This window comes from Ruegeria sp. BG11, assembly GCF_056538565.1.
The window spans coordinates 1-15,635 of the sequence record NZ_JBQFTH010000013.1 but is presented as its reverse complement, the minus strand read 5'-3'; the positions used below and the strand labels follow the sequence as shown (position 1 = coordinate 15,635).

Here is a 15,635-nt window from a genome sequence, read left to right as displayed (position 1 = left end):
TGTCTTCTCCTGTGGCGGCGCAGAGGCAGTTCTGCCGGGTGCGCTCTTGGGGCAATCATGCCGGACGACTCCGGCGGACAGGCGTCCTCTTATCATGGTCGTTTGGGGCATGAACAGGAGGCTTTGACGCAGTTAGCGCAACCAAGTCTAGGTTTAGCGCCATCACAAATTTCCTGTCGGAAAACCGGGCAGCATTTTGCGGTCAGCAAGGCATTTTTGCCGCAGAACTGCCGCAAGAATGGCTTGATTCGTGGTTACGGATTGATTCGGCGCCTTAAAACCGCCAACAATATCCTACAAAAAAACGTATTATTGCGTATATGAGCAGGAATAGGGGTGACCCCAATGTCAAAGATTGCACTTGTGGATGACGATAGAAACATCTTGACGTCGGTATCCATGACGCTCGAAGCCGAGGGTTTCGAGGTTGAAACGTATAATGACGGTCAGGCTGCGCTGGATGCTTTCAATAAAAAGCTGCCTGATATGGCTGTTTTGGATATCAAGATGCCGCGGATGGACGGGATGGATCTGTTGCAGCGGCTGCGCCAGAAAACCCAGATGCCGGTTATCTTTCTAACATCCAAGGATGACGAGATCGACGAAGTTCTGGGTCTGCGCATGGGCGCGGACGACTATGTGAAGAAGCCGTTTTCGCAGCGCCTTCTGGTCGAACGTATTCGCGCCTTGCTGCGTCGTCAGGAAGCCACCGAGGGCGATAGCGCTGCGGTTAGTACGGGTGATGCGAAAGTCATGGAACGTGGTGAGCTGCGGATGGACCCGCTGCGTCACGCGGTGACCTGGAAGGGCAATGATGTTTCATTGACCGTGACCGAGTTTCTGCTTCTGCAGGCCCTGGCACAACGCCCGGGCTTCGTCAAAAGCCGCGACCAGCTGATGGATGTGGCCTATGACGATCAGGTCTATGTCGACGACCGCACCATCGACAGCCACATCAAACGTCTTCGCAAGAAGATGCGCGCCGCTGATCCTGAGTTCTCGGCCATCGAGACGCTCTATGGTATCGGCTACCGCTACAACGAAGAATAGGCACGCGCCCCGTTTGAAGGTATTGTGGTCCCGTGCGTGACACTGACCAATCTGACGAGCTGCACGACGGTGATGTCGTCATCGGGGATGACTGGGTTATCCCGCAAGACCCCGAGTCTGCCGAGCTGCGAGAAAAGCGGTCGCGGAGGAACCTGTTTTCTCTGCGCGGCTCGCCTTTGGCACGCAAGATCGTCACCTTCAACCTAATCGCCTTGGTCATTCTGGTGACCGGGCTTTTGTATCTGGACGATTCCCGTAAGGAACAGGTGCAGCAAACCGCGCGCAATCTCATGGGCGATGCGCAGCTGGTTAGCAACGTGTTCGAAGCTCAGATTCGTCAGAACGCAGCCGCGGGCGCTCAGAATCCGCGGGTGCTGGATGTGGGTGACACTCTGGCAGGGTTAAGCCTACCAGAAGGTGGCGAAGTTTTCGTCTACGATGCAAGCGGCACGTTGATCGGCTGGACGCGTGGTGCCTCAGTTGCCGTGGATCTGTCGACCATCCTGCAATCGGAGGCGGACATCCAAACCGGAAGCACCGTTATCAGTGACGCTTTGAATGCGGTCTGGACCGGGGTGTCCCGGGTGTTCAACTGGTCAACGACTGACGAGGCCCCTACGCTGGCCCAACGAGTGCAAGCCATCATCCCCGATACGCTTGGCGGCAGAACGCAGGTGCAGGCCGTTCAGGACGAGATGGACGAGACGGTGATCGTTGCCGCCTCTCCCATTGTGTTCAACGACGCGACGGTCGGAGCCGTCGCCATAACCGGCCCGGCAGGTGAAATCGACGCGCTGGCCCGACGCGAGCAGGAGCGGATTCTGCAAATGTTTGTTGTCGCTCTGCTGGTTTCGGTCGGTCTTAGCCTTGTTCTGGCGTCGACCATTGCCAATCCGTTGGCCGATCTGGCCGCCGCGGCCGAGATGGGCAAAGACCGTGGCACAGGCGTTAATCCGGGCCGCATTCGTATCCCGGATCTGAGCGCCCGTCCTGATGAGATTGGTCGCCTCAGCTTGGCGCTGCGGGGCATGGTCACGGCGCTCTACAACCGGATTGACGCAAATGAACAATTCGCGGCCGACGTGGCACATGAGATCAAGAACCCGCTGGCCAGTCTTCAATCCGCCGTGGGAACGCTACGGATGGTCAAGCGCGACGATCAGCGCGAAAAGCTTATGGGCGTCATCGAACATGACGTGCGGCGTCTGGACCGCCTTGTCAGCGATATCTCCAACGCCTCGCGGCTGGATGCGGAGCTTGTGAAAGAGGCTGAGCAGCCCTTTGACCTGCTGAAACTGCTGGACAATCTGGGCCAGTTTTTGGGCGAAGATGCCAAGTCCAAGGGCATTGAATACGCCACCGATCTGCCCGCCGACCCGATCGTGATCAATGGGCTTGAGGCGCGCTTGGCACAGGTTTTCGTCAACCTGATCACCAATGCGATCTCCTTCTGCGAGGAGGGCGATGCGATCCGCGTCTGGGTACGTCAACGCGACCAGCGTGTGCTGGTCGTCGTCGAGGACACAGGCCCCGGCATACCGGAACAGGCCCTGACCAAGGTCTTCAAACGCTTCTACTCTGAGCGCCCCGAGGAGCATTTTGGCAATAACTCGGGCCTCGGGTTGGCGATCTCGAAACAGATTGTCGAGGCGCATGGCGGCGTGATCTGGGCCGAGAATATCCGACCGACCGAAGCCGATGTCACCTCGGAACCGCTGGGCGCGCGTTTCGTCGTGGGGCTTCCTGTCTAGGGTATGAGCAGTCATACGCTTTCAGACATCGCGGATAAAGACAGGGCCTGTATTCACGCGACCTGTGTCGCCGTTCAGGGGCGGGGGCTGCTGATCATTGGAGCCTCGGGGTCGGGTAAATCCTCAATCGCCCTTCGCATGATGGCCCTTGGGGCTGATCTGGTTGCCGACGACCGGGTCGAGCTGCGCCGGGATGAGGGTGCGGTGATTGCCGACGCACCACAGCGGATTGCGGGCTTGATCGAGGCGCGTGGCATCGGACTGTTGCGCGCCGCCCCTTGCGGCCCGGTGGCTTTGGATTATGTGCTCGATATGGACCAGACGCAGCCCGCCCGCCTGCCGGAGCCCGTTACTTTGCAGTTGCTGGGGCACTATGTACCCTTGTTGTTTGGCGCCGGCGTGCCCAATTTGGCCGAAGCACTGATGCAACTGCTTAAAATGGGGCGTGTAGACCTGGAATGGACCAGCACATGACAGCGCAACGGCGGATCGTCCTGGTGACCGGGCCGTCCGGGGCAGGGCGTTCGACAGCCATTCACGTGCTTGAGGATCTGGGGTTTGAGGCAATAGACAATCTGCCCATGGGCCTGCTGACGCGCCTGCTGGAAGGGGCTGGGGATGATCGGCCCATGGCTTTGGGGATTGATGCGCGCAACCGGGATTTCTCGACCATCGGGTTCATCGAACTGGCCGCCAAGCTGGGCCGTATGGAACAGGTTGACCTGACCGTTCTCTATCTGGATTGCAGTGATGAGGTTCTTCTGCGCCGCTTCTCGGAAACCCGCAGGCGTCACCCTGTCGCGAAGGATGCGGGCCCTGAAGCCGGGGTGCGCCAGGAAAAAGAACTGCTGGCCCCGATCCGCGAAATCGCCGATACCCTGATCGACACCAGCGCCCTGAATGTTCACCAACTGCGTGAAGAGGTCGAACATTGGTTCGCCCCACAAGGTGGCCGCCATCTTGCGGTCTCGATCGAGTCTTTTTCCTACAAACGCGGCCTGCCGCGCGGCCTCGATATGGTGTTTGATTGCCGTTTTCTGGCCAATCCTTACTGGCGGCCCGAATTGCGTGCCGCCGACGGTCGAAACGCTGACGTGGCGCGCTATGTCCAGTCCGATAAGAACTACGCTCCGTTCTTTGACCAGGTGGTCGGAATGCTGGACCTTTTGCTGCCTGCCTTTCGCGCCGAGGGCAAAGCGCACCTGTCGGTTGCTTTCGGGTGTACCGGTGGCCAGCACAGATCTGTCGCTTTGGCCGAGGCGATTGCGAAAGCCCTTGCAGACAGGGGGCAGCAGGTGGCAATTAGGCACCGCGAGATGGAGCGACGCGCATTGAATGTGAGGCCGGATTGATCGGGATAGTGATCGTAGCGCATGGAGGGTTGGCCAAAGAGTATCTGGCCGCCATGCAGCATGTTGTCGGGCCTCAGCCCGGCCTCGTCGCGATTGCGATCGAAGCCGATCATGACCGTGATGAAAAGCAGGCCGAAATCTGCCGCGCCGCAAACGACGTTGATATGGGGGGCGGTGTGGTGATCGTCACGGACCTGTTCGGCGGCAGTCCTTCGAACCTCAGCCTCCGGGCCTGTGCGCCGCAGGATCGGCGCATTTTGTATGGCGCGAACCTTCCCATGCTGATCAAACTGGCCAAAAGTCGCCACTTGCCCGTGGCCGACGCCGTGCGTCACGCGATGGAGGCTGGACGCAAGTACATCAATGCGCAAAATGTGACATTGGACTAGGACCGGACGTATTGAAATGACCAACCGAAGCTTGAAAATCATCAATGAAAAGGGCCTGCACGCCCGCGCCTCGGCCAAGCTGGTTGAGGTGGTAGAAGGTTTCGATGCCAGTGCCGAAGTCTCCAAGGACGGACTTTCTGCATCAGGCGACAGTATCATGGGCCTTTTGATGTTGGCAGCCTCGCGCGGAACCACTATTGACGTCGAGACCTCCGGGCCGGATGCTGAGGCATTGGCAGAAGCCTTGGAAACGCTTGTGAACGACAAGTTCGGCGAGGGGTTCTAAAGCCACCCCGCCGGGACAGGAAGAACGGGAAGACCAAGAATTGGCGGAAACAACGCACGACACCAAGACAGGCCCCGTTGTCAACGGGACCGAAGATCAGGGCGAGGTCTACGACCGTAGAACGCTGACCTATGCCAATTCGTTCGACGATGCCTGGACCGCGACGGCAATCCGCGCCATCGAATGGTGTACTGGCAAGCTGACCATTCTTCGGATGGTCAATAAATTCGAAAAGAAAAACGAGCAGTATCGTGGCCAGCGGTTCTGGGGTGGGGCGCTCAAGACGATGGGGATCACCCTCACCACGCCCGAAGAACAGATTGCGCGTATTCCCAAAACCGGCCCCGTTGTCGTTGTTGCCAACCATCCTCATGGCATGGTGGACGGCATGATTTTCGCCGAGCTGATTGGACGGGTCCGTAGCGACTACCGTATCCTGACCCGCTCGGTTCTGACTGGCCTGGATGAGGCCGCGACCTCGTTTATGATCCCCGTTCCCTTCCCGCATGATCCTGAAGCGCAAACGAAAATGCTGGAAATGCGGACCAAGGCGATGGACCACCTGAAAGAGGGTGGCGTGGTCGCCCTGTTCCCATCGGGTGTGGTTATGTCCTCGGATGATTGGTTCGGGCCGGCGATTGAACGCGAATGGAACGTCTTCACCGCCAAGATGATCCGCCGTTCAGGCGCGACCGTGGTGCCGATCTACTTCCCCGGCCGCAACTCGCGCGCCTATCAGATCGCCAACAAACTGTCGCCGATCCTGCGGCAGGGCCTGTTGCTGCATGAGATCGTCCGCTCTTGCAACAAGCCCCAATCCCCGGTGATCGGAGAGCCGATCTCGGGCGAAGACATGCAGCTGCTCGAACGCGACCCGCGCGGTTTCATGGCGTGGCTGCGAAACCACACGATGTCTTTGGGCGGCATAGCAAAGCGCTGATCCGCTCCTTTATCTGTCTAAAATATCCCGGGGGTGAGACCGGATGAAATCCGGGCGAGGGGGCTGGCCCCCTTTTAGCGCGTCGGAACCGGCACGTCGCCGCGATAGTCGTAGAATCCACGCTGGGTCTTACGCCCCAGCCAACCGGCCTCGACATATTTCGTCAGCAGCGGGCAGGGGCGATACTTGGTATCCGCCAGCCCATCATGCAACACGTTCATGATCGCCAGACAGGTGTCGAGCCCGATGAAATCGGCCAGTTCCAGTGGCCCCATAGGATGATTGGCGCCCAGCTTCATCGACTGGTCGATGGATTGAACACTCCCCACACCTTCATAGAGCGTATAGACCGCCTCGTTGATCATCGGCATCAGGATACGGTTCACGATAAAAGCCGGGAAATCCTCGGCGCTGGCGGCGGTTTTGCCCAGTTTGTCGACCACGGCCTTACAGGCGTTATAGGTCTCTTCGTCGGTCGCAATTCCCCGGATCAACTCGACAAGCTGCATGACAGGCACCGGGTTCATGAAGTGGAACCCCATGAACCGCTCTGGCCGGTCGGTCCGGCTGGCCAGACGCGTGATCGAAATCGAGGATGTATTCGAGGTCAGGATTGTATGCGGCAGCAAATGCGGTTGCAGATCCTCAAAGATCGCCTGTTTGATCGTCTCACGCTCGGTCGCGGCCTCGATCACTAGATCGGTTTGGCCCAGACGCGGCAGCTCCAGTGTCGTTGTGATCCGCCCCAAAGCGGCCTGCACAGCCTCATCCGAGATCTTCCCGCGGGATGCCTGACGCGCCAGATTGCCCTCGATCGTCTTAACGGCATTGTCCAGCGCGTCCTTGTTGACGTCATTGACCAACACGTCATAGCCGGCCAAGGCCAGAACATGCGCGATCCCGTTGCCCATCTGGCCTGCGCCAATCACTCCGACCGATTTGATTTCCATGCTCTGGTGCCTCTGCTCTCAGCTCGCCGCGACATTACCGGCAGTTTGGGGCGGGCGGCAAGAGGCATCCGAGGTCTGCAGACCGGTCAAATTTGCCTCAAATCCGCGCATTAGCAATTTCGCAAGATTTGCGACGGCAAGATGGCAACCGGGTGAAAAATTGGGTGAGTGATATGAGCTATCATCAAACGGGCGCAGCAGTGCCCGAAGACAGCATCCGTCAGTATGGGGAGTCAAAACTACGGTTCCGGGGGCCGTCGCGCGCATTGGACGGCTCCTATCTGGCATGTATCGGAGGGGATGAGACCTTTGGGACGTTCATTGAGCACCCCTATGCCGCGATTCTCGAAGGTTTGCTGGACCGCAAATGCGTCAACTTTGGCAGTCTTCTTTGTGGGGTTGAGGCGCTGTGCGGCGATTCCAGCTTGGTTGAGCTGGCGAATGATTCCGATCTTTGCGTGCTGCAATTGCCGGGGGCGCTGGGGCAATCGAATCGCTTTTACCGGGTGCATCCGCGCCGCAATGACCGGTTTCTGTCTCCGACACCGGACTTGCTGATGCTTTACCCAGAGGTGGATTTTACGGACGTCCATTTCGTGCGTCACTTGCTGGGACTGTTGCATTCCTATTCGGATGCGCGGTTCGAAATCGTTGCCCACGAGTTGCGCAAAAAGTGGGTCGAGACGCTTGGCGCTTTTCTACAGGAGATCCGGCCTCCGGTCGTTTTGCTGAACCTGCAGGTCGATGGCGAAATCGCCCATGAGGTTGCAGGGCGGCTGGGCTGTGAGCCGGTCTTTATTGATACCCAGATGATTGAAGCACTGCGGCCGTACAGTGCAGATGTCGTCTCTATGTCAGTCCGAATCTCCGGCGAATCGGATGAGTTGGAGGATATGCTGTTCGGGACCCTTCAGCAGCCTATGGCCGAACATATGATCGGCCCGGCGACCCATCGTCGGATCGCAGAAACTCTTTTTCGATCGATCCGTGATTTACAGTGAAAAAGGCCCGCCTTAGGGCGGGCCTTACAATAGTTTTCCAAGAAAACGCTTGGCTCGATCAGCCGAGTTTCTCGGTCAGTTCGGGCACGGCCTGGAACAGGTCAGCAACCAGACCGAAGTCAGCAACCTGGAAGATCGGCGCTTCTTCGTCTTTGTTGATCGCAACGATGACCTTCGAGTCCTTCATGCCAGCCAAGTGCTGGATCGCGCCCGAGATGCCGACAGCGACATACAGGTCCGGTGCAACAACCTTACCGGTCTGACCCACCTGCCAATCGTTCGGGGCATAGCCCGAGTCCACGGCGGCACGCGACGCGCCAACAGCGGCGCCGAGCTTGTCAGCCAGAGTCTCGATCAATTTGAAGTCTTCTTCCGAGCCGACACCACGGCCGCCCGAAACAACAACACCAGCCGAGGTCAACTCGGGACGGTCGCTCTCGGCAACCTTGTCCTCAACCCAGGACGACAGGCCGGGGTTTTCGCCAACCGAGATGGTCTCAACCGCAGCCGAACCGCCTTCACCTGCCGCATCAAAGGACGCGGTGCGGAAGGTGACGACTTTCTTGGCGTCGTTCGATTTGACGGTCTGGATCGCGTTGCCTGCATAGATCGGACGCTCGAAGGTCGAGCCGTCAACCACGCCGGACGCATCCGAGATCACCATTACGTCCAGCAGCGCAGCAACGCGCGGCATGACGTTCTTGGCGTCGGTGGTGGCAGGGGCAACGATGTGCTCATAGCCATCGGCGAGACCTACGATCAGTGCTGCGGTCGATTCCGCAAGGCGGTGGCCCAGCGACTCGTCTTCAGCAACCAGCACCTTGGACACGCCGTCGATCTTGGCAGCAGCCTCACCGGCAGCAGCGGCAGAACCACCCGCGGCCAGAACGGTCACATCACCCAGCGATTTCGCAGCGGACACGGCCTTGGCAGTGGCGTCCAGCGACAGTTCGCCATTGTTGACTTCGGCAAGCAGAAGTACAGCCATTACACAGCCCCCGCTTCTTTGAGTTTCGAGACCAGCTCATCAACCGAGCCGACGACGATACCAGCGGCACGTGCCGGCGGCTCATCGGTTTTGACGATTTCCAAACGCGGAGTGACATCGACGCCGTAATCGGCGGCAGTTTTCTCATCCAGCGGCTTTTTCTTCGCCTTCATGATGTTCGGCAGCGAGGCATAACGCGGCTCGTTCAGGCGCAGGTCAACGGTCACGATGGTCGGCATCTTGACGTTGATGGTCTGCAGACCGCCGTCAACCTCACGGGTGATCTTGGCGGTGTCGCCCTCGATGTCCAGCTCAGAGGCGAAGGTGCCTTGGCTCCAGCCCAGCAGGGCCGACAGCATCTGGCCGGTGGCGTTCATGTCGTTGTCGATCGCCTGCTTGCCCGCCAGAACGATGCCCGGCTGCTCTTCCTCGACCACTTTGGCCAGGATTTTCGCAACGGCCAGAGGTTCGATATCCGTGTGGACGTCATCTGCTGCCACAACCAGGATCGCGCGGTCGGCACCCATGGCCAGAGCAGTCCGCAGTGTTTCCTGCGCCTGCTTCACACCGATCGAAACAGCAACGACTTCGTCAGCCTTGCTCGCTTCTTTCAGGCGGATCGCCTCTTCAACTGCAATCTCGTCGAACGGGTTCATCGACATTTTTACATTGGCGAGATCAACACCGCTACCATCCGCCTTAACACGGACTTTAACGTTGTAGTCAATCACGCGCTTGACAGGCACAAGTACCTTCATTTTTGCGTTCGCTCCTTACAAAAACGGCAAGCCGCGTCGCGACTCCACCAATGCTCTCGCGGGACTAGATAGCGCCTCAATCTCATCGACAACAGAGCAAAATCGTCACGTCATGGGCTTGAGACGTCGCGTTTTGTGTTTTTTGACGAATAGGGAGCAGAGTTTTTTTGATGGTTAGCTGTCGATGCTGGGATTTGGTTGCCGGTGGCCAACCTGTCCAGCTGAAACCAGTAGGTTGATTGTTCTGGTCAGCGGGACACCGAGTAAATGACACTTAGCACCCGTTCTTTGGGCCGGGGCTCCGCCCTTCCGGTCGCCGGGACGTCCACTGGACGTCCCGCCGCTTTCAGCGGTTCGCTCCCGGAACCCACAAGACATCATCCTTGCCGCTGTTGTTGGCGCAGCGGGCGGCGACGAAGAACCAATCACTCAGACGGTTCAGGTACTTCACGGCAACCTCGTTTACAGGCTCCATATTGGTCAGCTCAACCGCTAGACGCTCGGCTCGGCGCGAGACGGTGCGGCAGACATGCAGATGCGCCGCCAAAGCCGAGCCACCGGGCAGGATGAAGCTGCGCAGCGGTTCTAGATCAGCATTCATAGCGTCGATTTCAGCCTCTAGCCGGTCGATCTGGGCAGGCGCGATGCGCAACGGCGGGTAGTCGGCCTCGGCGTCTTTTTCCATGTCGGGGCGGCAAAAATCAGCCCCCAGATCGAACAGGTCGTTTTGAATGCGGGCCAGCGCGGCGTCAGTTTCGCCCTCGGCTTCGGTCCGGGCAACACCGACAAAGGCGTTCAGCTCATCAACCGTGCCGTATGCGGCCACGCGGCCCGAGTATTTCGCAACCCGTTCGCCATTGCCCAAAGCGGTTTTTCCGTCATCGCCTGTACGCGTGTAGATTTTGTTCAGAACGACCATCTTCAAACTCCTTGTCCGCGCAGGAAGACGTAAAGCACAATCAGCAATACGGCAATGAATTGAAAGAGGATGCGCAGGCGCATCATCTTGTTGCTTTTCTTGGCGGCATCCATGCCGCTTTTACCGAAATTTGCGATTCCAAGGGTCAGCACGACGACAACCGCCGCCATCGCCAAGAGCAAAACGACCATCAAAGGGTCCATCGTCAGTCACCGTCCGCTTTTTCTTTGGGTGCGCCTGATCTAGCTCCTACTGGGCCAAAAGCGAACGGGAAATTTTGCCTCAGATGTCTGACAGGATGCGGTCGATGGCTTTTGTTGGCAGAATTCGCCGCAAATAGCCCGCAATATAGGTCGGAGTCGTCACGTAATAGCGCGCCTTGGGCCGTTTCGCTTCGACCGCATGGGCCAGCTTGCTGGTCACGGCCGAGGCGGGCAGTTCGAACGAGTCAGGCCCCGAGCCTTCGTAGAGCCGTTTCAGCAAAGATGCCTCATACCTGTCACGCAAGACCGAGTTCTCCCAATCCACGAAGCGCTCGAACACCGGAATCGCCTTTTCGCGGATTTTCGACGTGATCGGACCGGGTTCAATCAGGATGACCTTGACGCCACTGCCGCGCAGTTCCAGGCGCATCGTGTCGGTCAGACCTTCGATCGCATATTTGGTGGCGACATAGGCGCCGCGCCAGGGGAATGCGACCAGCCCCAGAACTGAGGAGTTCTGGACAATGCGCCCATGACCCTGTTCGCGCATGACGGGAATGACCTGCCGCGTCAGCTCGTGCCAGCCGAAGACATTCGACTCGAAGATGAACCGCAAACCGTCGGTCGGCACATCTTCGACCGCGCCGGGCAGTCCGTGCGCCCCGTTGTTGAACAGGGCGTCCAAAGTGCCTCCGGTGGCCTCAAGAACCTCGGCCAGTCCGGCTGTGATGCTGTCCGTGTCCTGATAGTCGATTCGCGGGCTTTCAAATCCCTGCGCGCGTAGCCTGTCGCAATCACGCTGCTGGCGGCACGAGGCAAAGACGCGCCAACCGCGTGCACGCATACCGTGTGCTGCATCCAGGCCGATGCCGGACGAGCAGCCGGTAATAAGAATTGATTTCTGCATGATGGCCCCGAACCTCAACGTCCCCAACACCTAGGCTGCGAGAGGAAACAGGGCAATGACGCCCGGACGTCAGTTTGTGGTTTTGCGGAGCAGTGATGCCGAAATCCATCCGACCTGTTGCCCGGGAAACACGCGTGTGCGCAACCAACCCGTGCCGGAATCGCTCAGGACCTCGACCCGTTGCCCGATCGTGGCCTTGCCGATGATGGGATAGATCGTGCCCGGACCGTCACGCATGTTCACGCGGGTGCCAGAGATTTCGCGGATGTCCTTTTCGGGTTCCGGGACAGGGGTCACGGCGGGTTCCGCGTCGGTTGTGACTTGCTGCATCGCCGTCACGCCGCCTTCCAGTGAGGCCAGCGTAAGCGTGACATCCTGATCTTCGAACAGAGACGGATTCGCCTGCAGTCCGGCTGCAACCTGAGACAGAAGCGCCTTGGTTTCTTCCTCGCCCAGAACAGGTTCGGGTTCTGCAATAAACTCAATAACGGGGATGGGTTGAACTGCGGCGCGGGTCACCAATTCCGCAACCGGAGCGGCTGCCAGAGGCGTCGCCTTCGGTGCAGGTTCGAACGTGGCAGCCATGCGCTGCGGATTGTCACTGCGCAGGCCGCGCGGCTCAAAGTCGGGGCCACCGCTCATGACGTAGAAGGCCCATCCCAGGGCGGCGAAAGTAACAAGTATCAGGCGCGTCATGACGCTTCCCCCCGAAGAAATCGTAAATACAAGAATTGGCAGCAGTTTAATTCATGAGAGCATAGCATATTTCGAGGCGGGAGTCGAAAAATGGGGGAAATCCGTGGGTTGCCTCCCCCTGTTGCAAAAAGCGCGACTTGTCCCCAGTAAAATAAGTCTTGGTTGCTTTACCAAGCCGCGCTTGCGTCGTATCACATCATATATGAACGATACGATCGACGACCCCAACATGGAGGCCCCTGACAATGGGGGCGAGGTAGCCGAACCGCTACGCCGCGCAATTGGTGAGCGCTATCTGACCTATGCGCTGTCCACCATCATGCACCGGGCACTGCCAGATGCGCGTGATGGTTTGAAACCGGTTCACAGGCGAATCCTCTATGCGATGAGGGAACTGCGACTCAGTGCAACCGGAGGTTTCCGGAAGTCCGCGAAGATCTCGGGCGATGTGATGGGTAACTATCACCCGCATGGTGACGCCGCGATCTACGACGCGATGGCGCGTCTGGCGCAGGATTTCAACGTGCGCTACCCGCTGGTCGACGGGCAGGGGAATTTCGGCAATATCGACGGCGATAACCCGGCGGCCTCGCGTTACACCGAAGCGCGGATGACCATCGTGGCCGAGGCGCTGCTGGAAGGTCTGAACGAAGACGCCGTTGATTTCCGCGACAATTATGATGGGACGCTGACTGAACCGGTCGTACTGCCCGCTCAGTTTCCGAACCTGTTGGCGAATGGTGCCAGCGGTATTGCTGTGGGCATGGCGACGAATATCCCGCCGCATAATATCTCGGAACTCTGCGACGCTTGTCTGCATCTGATCAAAACGCCGGATGCGCGCGACGACACTCTGCTAAACTACGTGCCCGGCCCGGATTTCCCGACCGGCGGCGTGATCGTCGAGCCGCCCGAGAATATCGCTCAGGCCTATCGCACCGGGCGCGGGTCCTTCCGGCTGCGCTGTAAGTTCGAAGTCGAAGATCTGGGTCGCGGCCAGTGGCAGATCGTCGTTACCGAGATTCCTTATCAGGTTCAGAAGTCCAAGCTGATCGAAAAAATCGCCGAACTGATCCAGACCAAGAAAATCCCGATCCTCGCCGATGTACGGGACGAATCCGCCGATGACATCCGTCTGATCCTTGAGCCGCGTTCCAAGAACGTGGATCCCGAGGTGCTGATGGGCATGCTTTATCGCAACTCGGACCTTGAGGTGCGGTTCAGCCTGAACATGAACGTGCTGATCGACGGTGTGACGCCTAAAGTCTGCTCGATGAAAGAAGTGCTGCGCGCCTTCCTCGATCACCGGCAAGAGGTCCTGATCCGTCGCTCGCGTCACCGCATGGCGAAGATCGACCATCGGCTGGAGGTATTGGAGGGCTTTATCGTCGCCTTCCTCAATCTCGACCGTGTGATCGACATCATTCGCTACGACGACGACCCCAAAGCAGCGCTGATGCGCGAGGATTGGGGCATCGACCACGTTCGTGCTACAGATGAGTCCGATTACATCTCGCCCAAACCGGGCGAGGGCGAGCTTTCCGAAGTTCAGGTTGACGCCATCCTCAATATGCGCCTACGCAGCCTGCGTCGTCTCGAAGAGATGGAACTGGTCCGAGAGCGCGACGAGCTGATGCTGGAACGCGCCAACCTCGAAGACCTGCTGGCCGATCCCGCCCTGCAATGGGCTAAGATCGCTGAACAACTCAAAGAGACCAAGAAGACCTTCGGCAAAGACTACGAAGGCGGCGCGCGCCGGACGCGGTTCGCCGAAGCGGGGCAGGTCGAAGAAGTGCCGCTTGAAGCGATGATCGACCGCGAACCGATCACGGTGGTCTGTTCCCAGATGGGCTGGATCCGCGCCATGACCGGTCATATCGACCTCAAGCGCGAACTGAAGTTCAAGGATGGCGACGGCCCGCGCTTCATCTTCCATGCCGAAACCACGGATCGGTTGCTGGTCTTTGCCTCGAACGGACGCTTCTACACCGTCAGTGCCGCCAACCTGCCCGGCGGGCGGGGCATGGGTGAGCCGCTCCGCCTGATGGTCGATCTTCCGAACGAGGCGCAGATCATCGACATCCTGATCCACAAACCGGGGCGCAAGCTGCTGGTGGCCTCGGACGCTGGCAACGGTTTCATGGTGCCCGAGGATGACGTGCTGGCGCAGACCCGCAACGGGAAACAGGTACTCAACGTCAAGGGCGACGAGACGGCGATGATCTGTAAACCCGTCGCAGGCGATCACGTCGCAGTAGTCTCGCAGAATGGCAAGTTCCTGGTTTTCCCGACCGAAGAGCTGCCCGAGATGACCCGAGGCAAAGGCGTGCGTTTGCAGAAATACAATATGGCGCGCGGCCGGCAGGGCACGTTGGAGCTGGATGGCGGCCTGTCCGACATCACCACCTTTAACTGGGAAGAAGGGCTCAAGTGGTCCATGGGCGGCGACAAAACCCGACACGAGGCGGATATGTCCCAATGGCTGGCCAAACGCGCCAGCGTCGGGAAAAAACCCCCTTATGGTTTCCCGCGTGACTATAAATTCTCGTGATCTGTCGAGGGTTTCGGGCGAAATCCGCCGATACGGCTTGGCACATGCCGTATCGGTGCGCTAGATCAAAGAAAAACAGGCCTATCGAGACGAGATCATGCTGCGCATTTTGACCCTGATTACTGGACTGGCCCTCATGGGCGCCTGCACGCAGACGCAAGTGTATGAAGAACCCGAGTCGTTGGGGGAGTTCAAGCTGCGCGTAAACTACGCTTTCGCTGAGAAAGCCCGCCAAGGACCGGTCTCGCGCGATGCGACTCCAAAAGAATGGGAAAACGCCATTCAGAACGCGGTTGATATCCGTCTCGGCCGTTATGAAGGCGCACAGGAATATGACATCGGTATCAGTCTCGAAGGCTATATGCTGGCGCCTCCGGGCATTCCCGTCATCTACAATCCCAAAAGCACGGCGATTGTTCTGGTCAATGTCTACGATGTGAAGAAGAAAGAATTCCTCGCCAAGGGTAAGCAATTCCAAGTTCTGGAAGACACGACCGGAGAGAGCGCTCTGACAGGATCGGGCAATACCCGCACAAAAGAAGAGCAGATGAGCGGCCTTGCCCTGAAAGTTGCCGACCGAGTCGAAGAGTGGCTGGCCGAAGAACACAAGGACAATGGTTGGTTTGATCGGCGTCCGGACCTGATCCAGCCGCTGAAAACGAGCGAGCTCACGCAAAATCCGGCGTGATCGGCGCATTTCCCTCAGGATGTGCTTGATTTTCCCCTTTGAACCAAATATCTCGCGCGCGCAGATGTAACCACGGGACCAAGGGTCCCCCAAATCGCAAAAGGGCGCCTGAGGAATGGCAAAGGAAAAGTTTGAGCGTACAAAACCGCACGTCAACATCGGCACGATTGGGCACGTTGACCATGGTAAGACGACGCTGACCGCAG

19 protein-coding genes are annotated in these 15,635 nt (G+C 58.6%); 12 read left to right on the top strand and 7 right to left on the bottom strand.

Annotated elements, in window-relative coordinates; all coding sequences use genetic code 11:
* The first annotated feature begins 57 nt into the window (after positions 1–57).
* The 8 genes from ACR0JF_RS19085 to ACR0JF_RS19050 are packed head-to-tail and all read left to right on the top strand — an operon-like array spanning position 58 to position 5,768.
* Complete coding sequence (locus ACR0JF_RS19085; RefSeq protein ID WP_170662563.1) at positions 58–324, top strand: hypothetical protein; 267 nt, start codon at positions 58–60, stop codon at positions 322–324.
* Positions 325–345: 21 nt separating this feature from the next.
* The gene (locus ACR0JF_RS19080) at positions 346–1,050 is read left to right on the top strand and encodes a response regulator transcription factor (RefSeq protein WP_170380430.1); all 705 of its coding nucleotides are present in this window, start codon (positions 346–348) and stop codon (positions 1,048–1,050) included.
* A gap of 32 nt (positions 1,051–1,082) precedes the next feature.
* Positions 1,083–2,801, top strand: coding sequence for a sensor histidine kinase (locus ACR0JF_RS19075; RefSeq protein WP_170662565.1), 1,719 nt, complete (start codon positions 1,083–1,085; stop codon positions 2,799–2,801).
* 3 nt (positions 2,802–2,804) lie between these two features.
* On the top strand, positions 2,805–3,275 hold the full coding sequence (locus ACR0JF_RS19070) for an HPr kinase/phosphatase C-terminal domain-containing protein (protein WP_170662567.1): 471 nt from the start codon (positions 2,805–2,807) through the stop codon (positions 3,273–3,275).
* Entirely contained in the window at positions 3,272–4,153 is an 882-nt protein-coding gene (rapZ, locus tag ACR0JF_RS19065) for an RNase adapter RapZ (RefSeq protein ID WP_480669668.1), read from the top strand. Before ACR0JF_RS19070 ends, rapZ begins: the two co-directional genes overlap by 4 nt.
* Positions 4,150–4,542, top strand: coding sequence for a PTS sugar transporter subunit IIA (locus ACR0JF_RS19060; protein WP_170474049.1), 393 nt, complete (start codon positions 4,150–4,152; stop codon positions 4,540–4,542). The genes rapZ and ACR0JF_RS19060 overlap by 4 nt, the downstream gene beginning before the upstream one ends.
* A gap of 16 nt (positions 4,543–4,558) precedes the next feature.
* On the top strand, positions 4,559–4,828 hold the full coding sequence (locus ACR0JF_RS19055) for an HPr family phosphocarrier protein (protein ID WP_170380425.1): 270 nt from the start codon (positions 4,559–4,561) through the stop codon (positions 4,826–4,828).
* Positions 4,829–4,868: 40 nt separating this feature from the next.
* Positions 4,869–5,768 (top strand): lysophospholipid acyltransferase family protein, encoded by a 900-nt coding sequence (locus ACR0JF_RS19050; protein ID WP_170662571.1) that lies wholly within the window; start codon positions 4,869–4,871, stop codon positions 5,766–5,768.
* Positions 5,769–5,842: 74 nt separating this feature from the next.
* Here the strand turns inward: ACR0JF_RS19050 and ACR0JF_RS19045 are convergent, their stop codons facing one another.
* Positions 5,843–6,718: a 3-hydroxybutyryl-CoA dehydrogenase gene (locus tag ACR0JF_RS19045; protein WP_170474043.1), complete on the bottom strand. Its 876-nt coding sequence runs from the start codon at positions 6,716–6,718 to the stop codon at positions 5,843–5,845.
* Between the two features lie 173 nt (positions 6,719–6,891).
* Between ACR0JF_RS19045 and ACR0JF_RS19040 the strand changes: the two genes are divergently transcribed.
* A complete protein-coding gene (locus tag ACR0JF_RS19040; RefSeq protein WP_480669667.1) occupies positions 6,892–7,719 on the top strand; it encodes a DUF6473 family protein in 828 nt (275 codons plus the stop codon).
* 58 nt (positions 7,720–7,777) lie between these two features.
* On the opposite strand, the gene ACR0JF_RS19035 is transcribed toward ACR0JF_RS19040, so the two are convergent.
* The 6 genes from ACR0JF_RS19035 to ACR0JF_RS19010 form a co-directional block, all read right to left on the bottom strand.
* Complete coding sequence (locus tag ACR0JF_RS19035; protein ID WP_170380422.1) at positions 7,778–8,707, bottom strand: electron transfer flavoprotein subunit alpha/FixB family protein; 930 nt, start codon at positions 8,705–8,707, stop codon at positions 7,778–7,780.
* Positions 8,707–9,465, bottom strand: coding sequence for an electron transfer flavoprotein subunit beta/FixA family protein (locus ACR0JF_RS19030; RefSeq protein ID WP_170662573.1), 759 nt, complete (start codon positions 9,463–9,465; stop codon positions 8,707–8,709). Before ACR0JF_RS19030 ends, ACR0JF_RS19035 begins: the two co-directional genes overlap by 1 nt.
* Before the next feature lie 346 nt (positions 9,466–9,811).
* On the bottom strand, positions 9,812–10,384 hold the full coding sequence (locus ACR0JF_RS19025) for a cob(I)yrinic acid a,c-diamide adenosyltransferase (RefSeq protein ID WP_170380420.1): 573 nt from the start codon (positions 10,382–10,384) through the stop codon (positions 9,812–9,814).
* Between the two features lie 2 nt (positions 10,385–10,386).
* Complete coding sequence (locus ACR0JF_RS19020) at positions 10,387–10,587, bottom strand: twin transmembrane helix small protein (protein ID WP_170380419.1); 201 nt, start codon at positions 10,585–10,587, stop codon at positions 10,387–10,389.
* Between the two features lie 79 nt (positions 10,588–10,666).
* Positions 10,667–11,494 (bottom strand): SDR family NAD(P)-dependent oxidoreductase, encoded by an 828-nt coding sequence (locus tag ACR0JF_RS19015; protein WP_170556410.1) that lies wholly within the window; start codon positions 11,492–11,494, stop codon positions 10,667–10,669.
* A gap of 69 nt (positions 11,495–11,563) precedes the next feature.
* Positions 11,564–12,190: an SH3 domain-containing protein gene (locus ACR0JF_RS19010; protein WP_480669666.1), complete on the bottom strand. Its 627-nt coding sequence runs from the start codon at positions 12,188–12,190 to the stop codon at positions 11,564–11,566.
* Between the two features lie 202 nt (positions 12,191–12,392).
* Between ACR0JF_RS19010 and parC the strand changes: the two genes are divergently transcribed.
* The 3 genes from parC to ACR0JF_RS18995 form a co-directional block, all read left to right on the top strand.
* Positions 12,393–14,741, top strand: a complete 2,349-nt coding sequence (gene parC / locus ACR0JF_RS19005) for a DNA topoisomerase IV subunit A (RefSeq protein ID WP_170662575.1) — start codon at positions 12,393–12,395, stop codon at positions 14,739–14,741.
* Between the two features lie 97 nt (positions 14,742–14,838).
* Complete coding sequence (locus ACR0JF_RS19000; protein WP_170662577.1) at positions 14,839–15,429, top strand: hypothetical protein; 591 nt, start codon at positions 14,839–14,841, stop codon at positions 15,427–15,429.
* 115 nt (positions 15,430–15,544) lie between these two features.
* The coding region (locus ACR0JF_RS18995; protein ID WP_215675807.1) for a GTP-binding protein at positions 15,545–15,635 on the top strand (91 nt) is incomplete at its 3' end.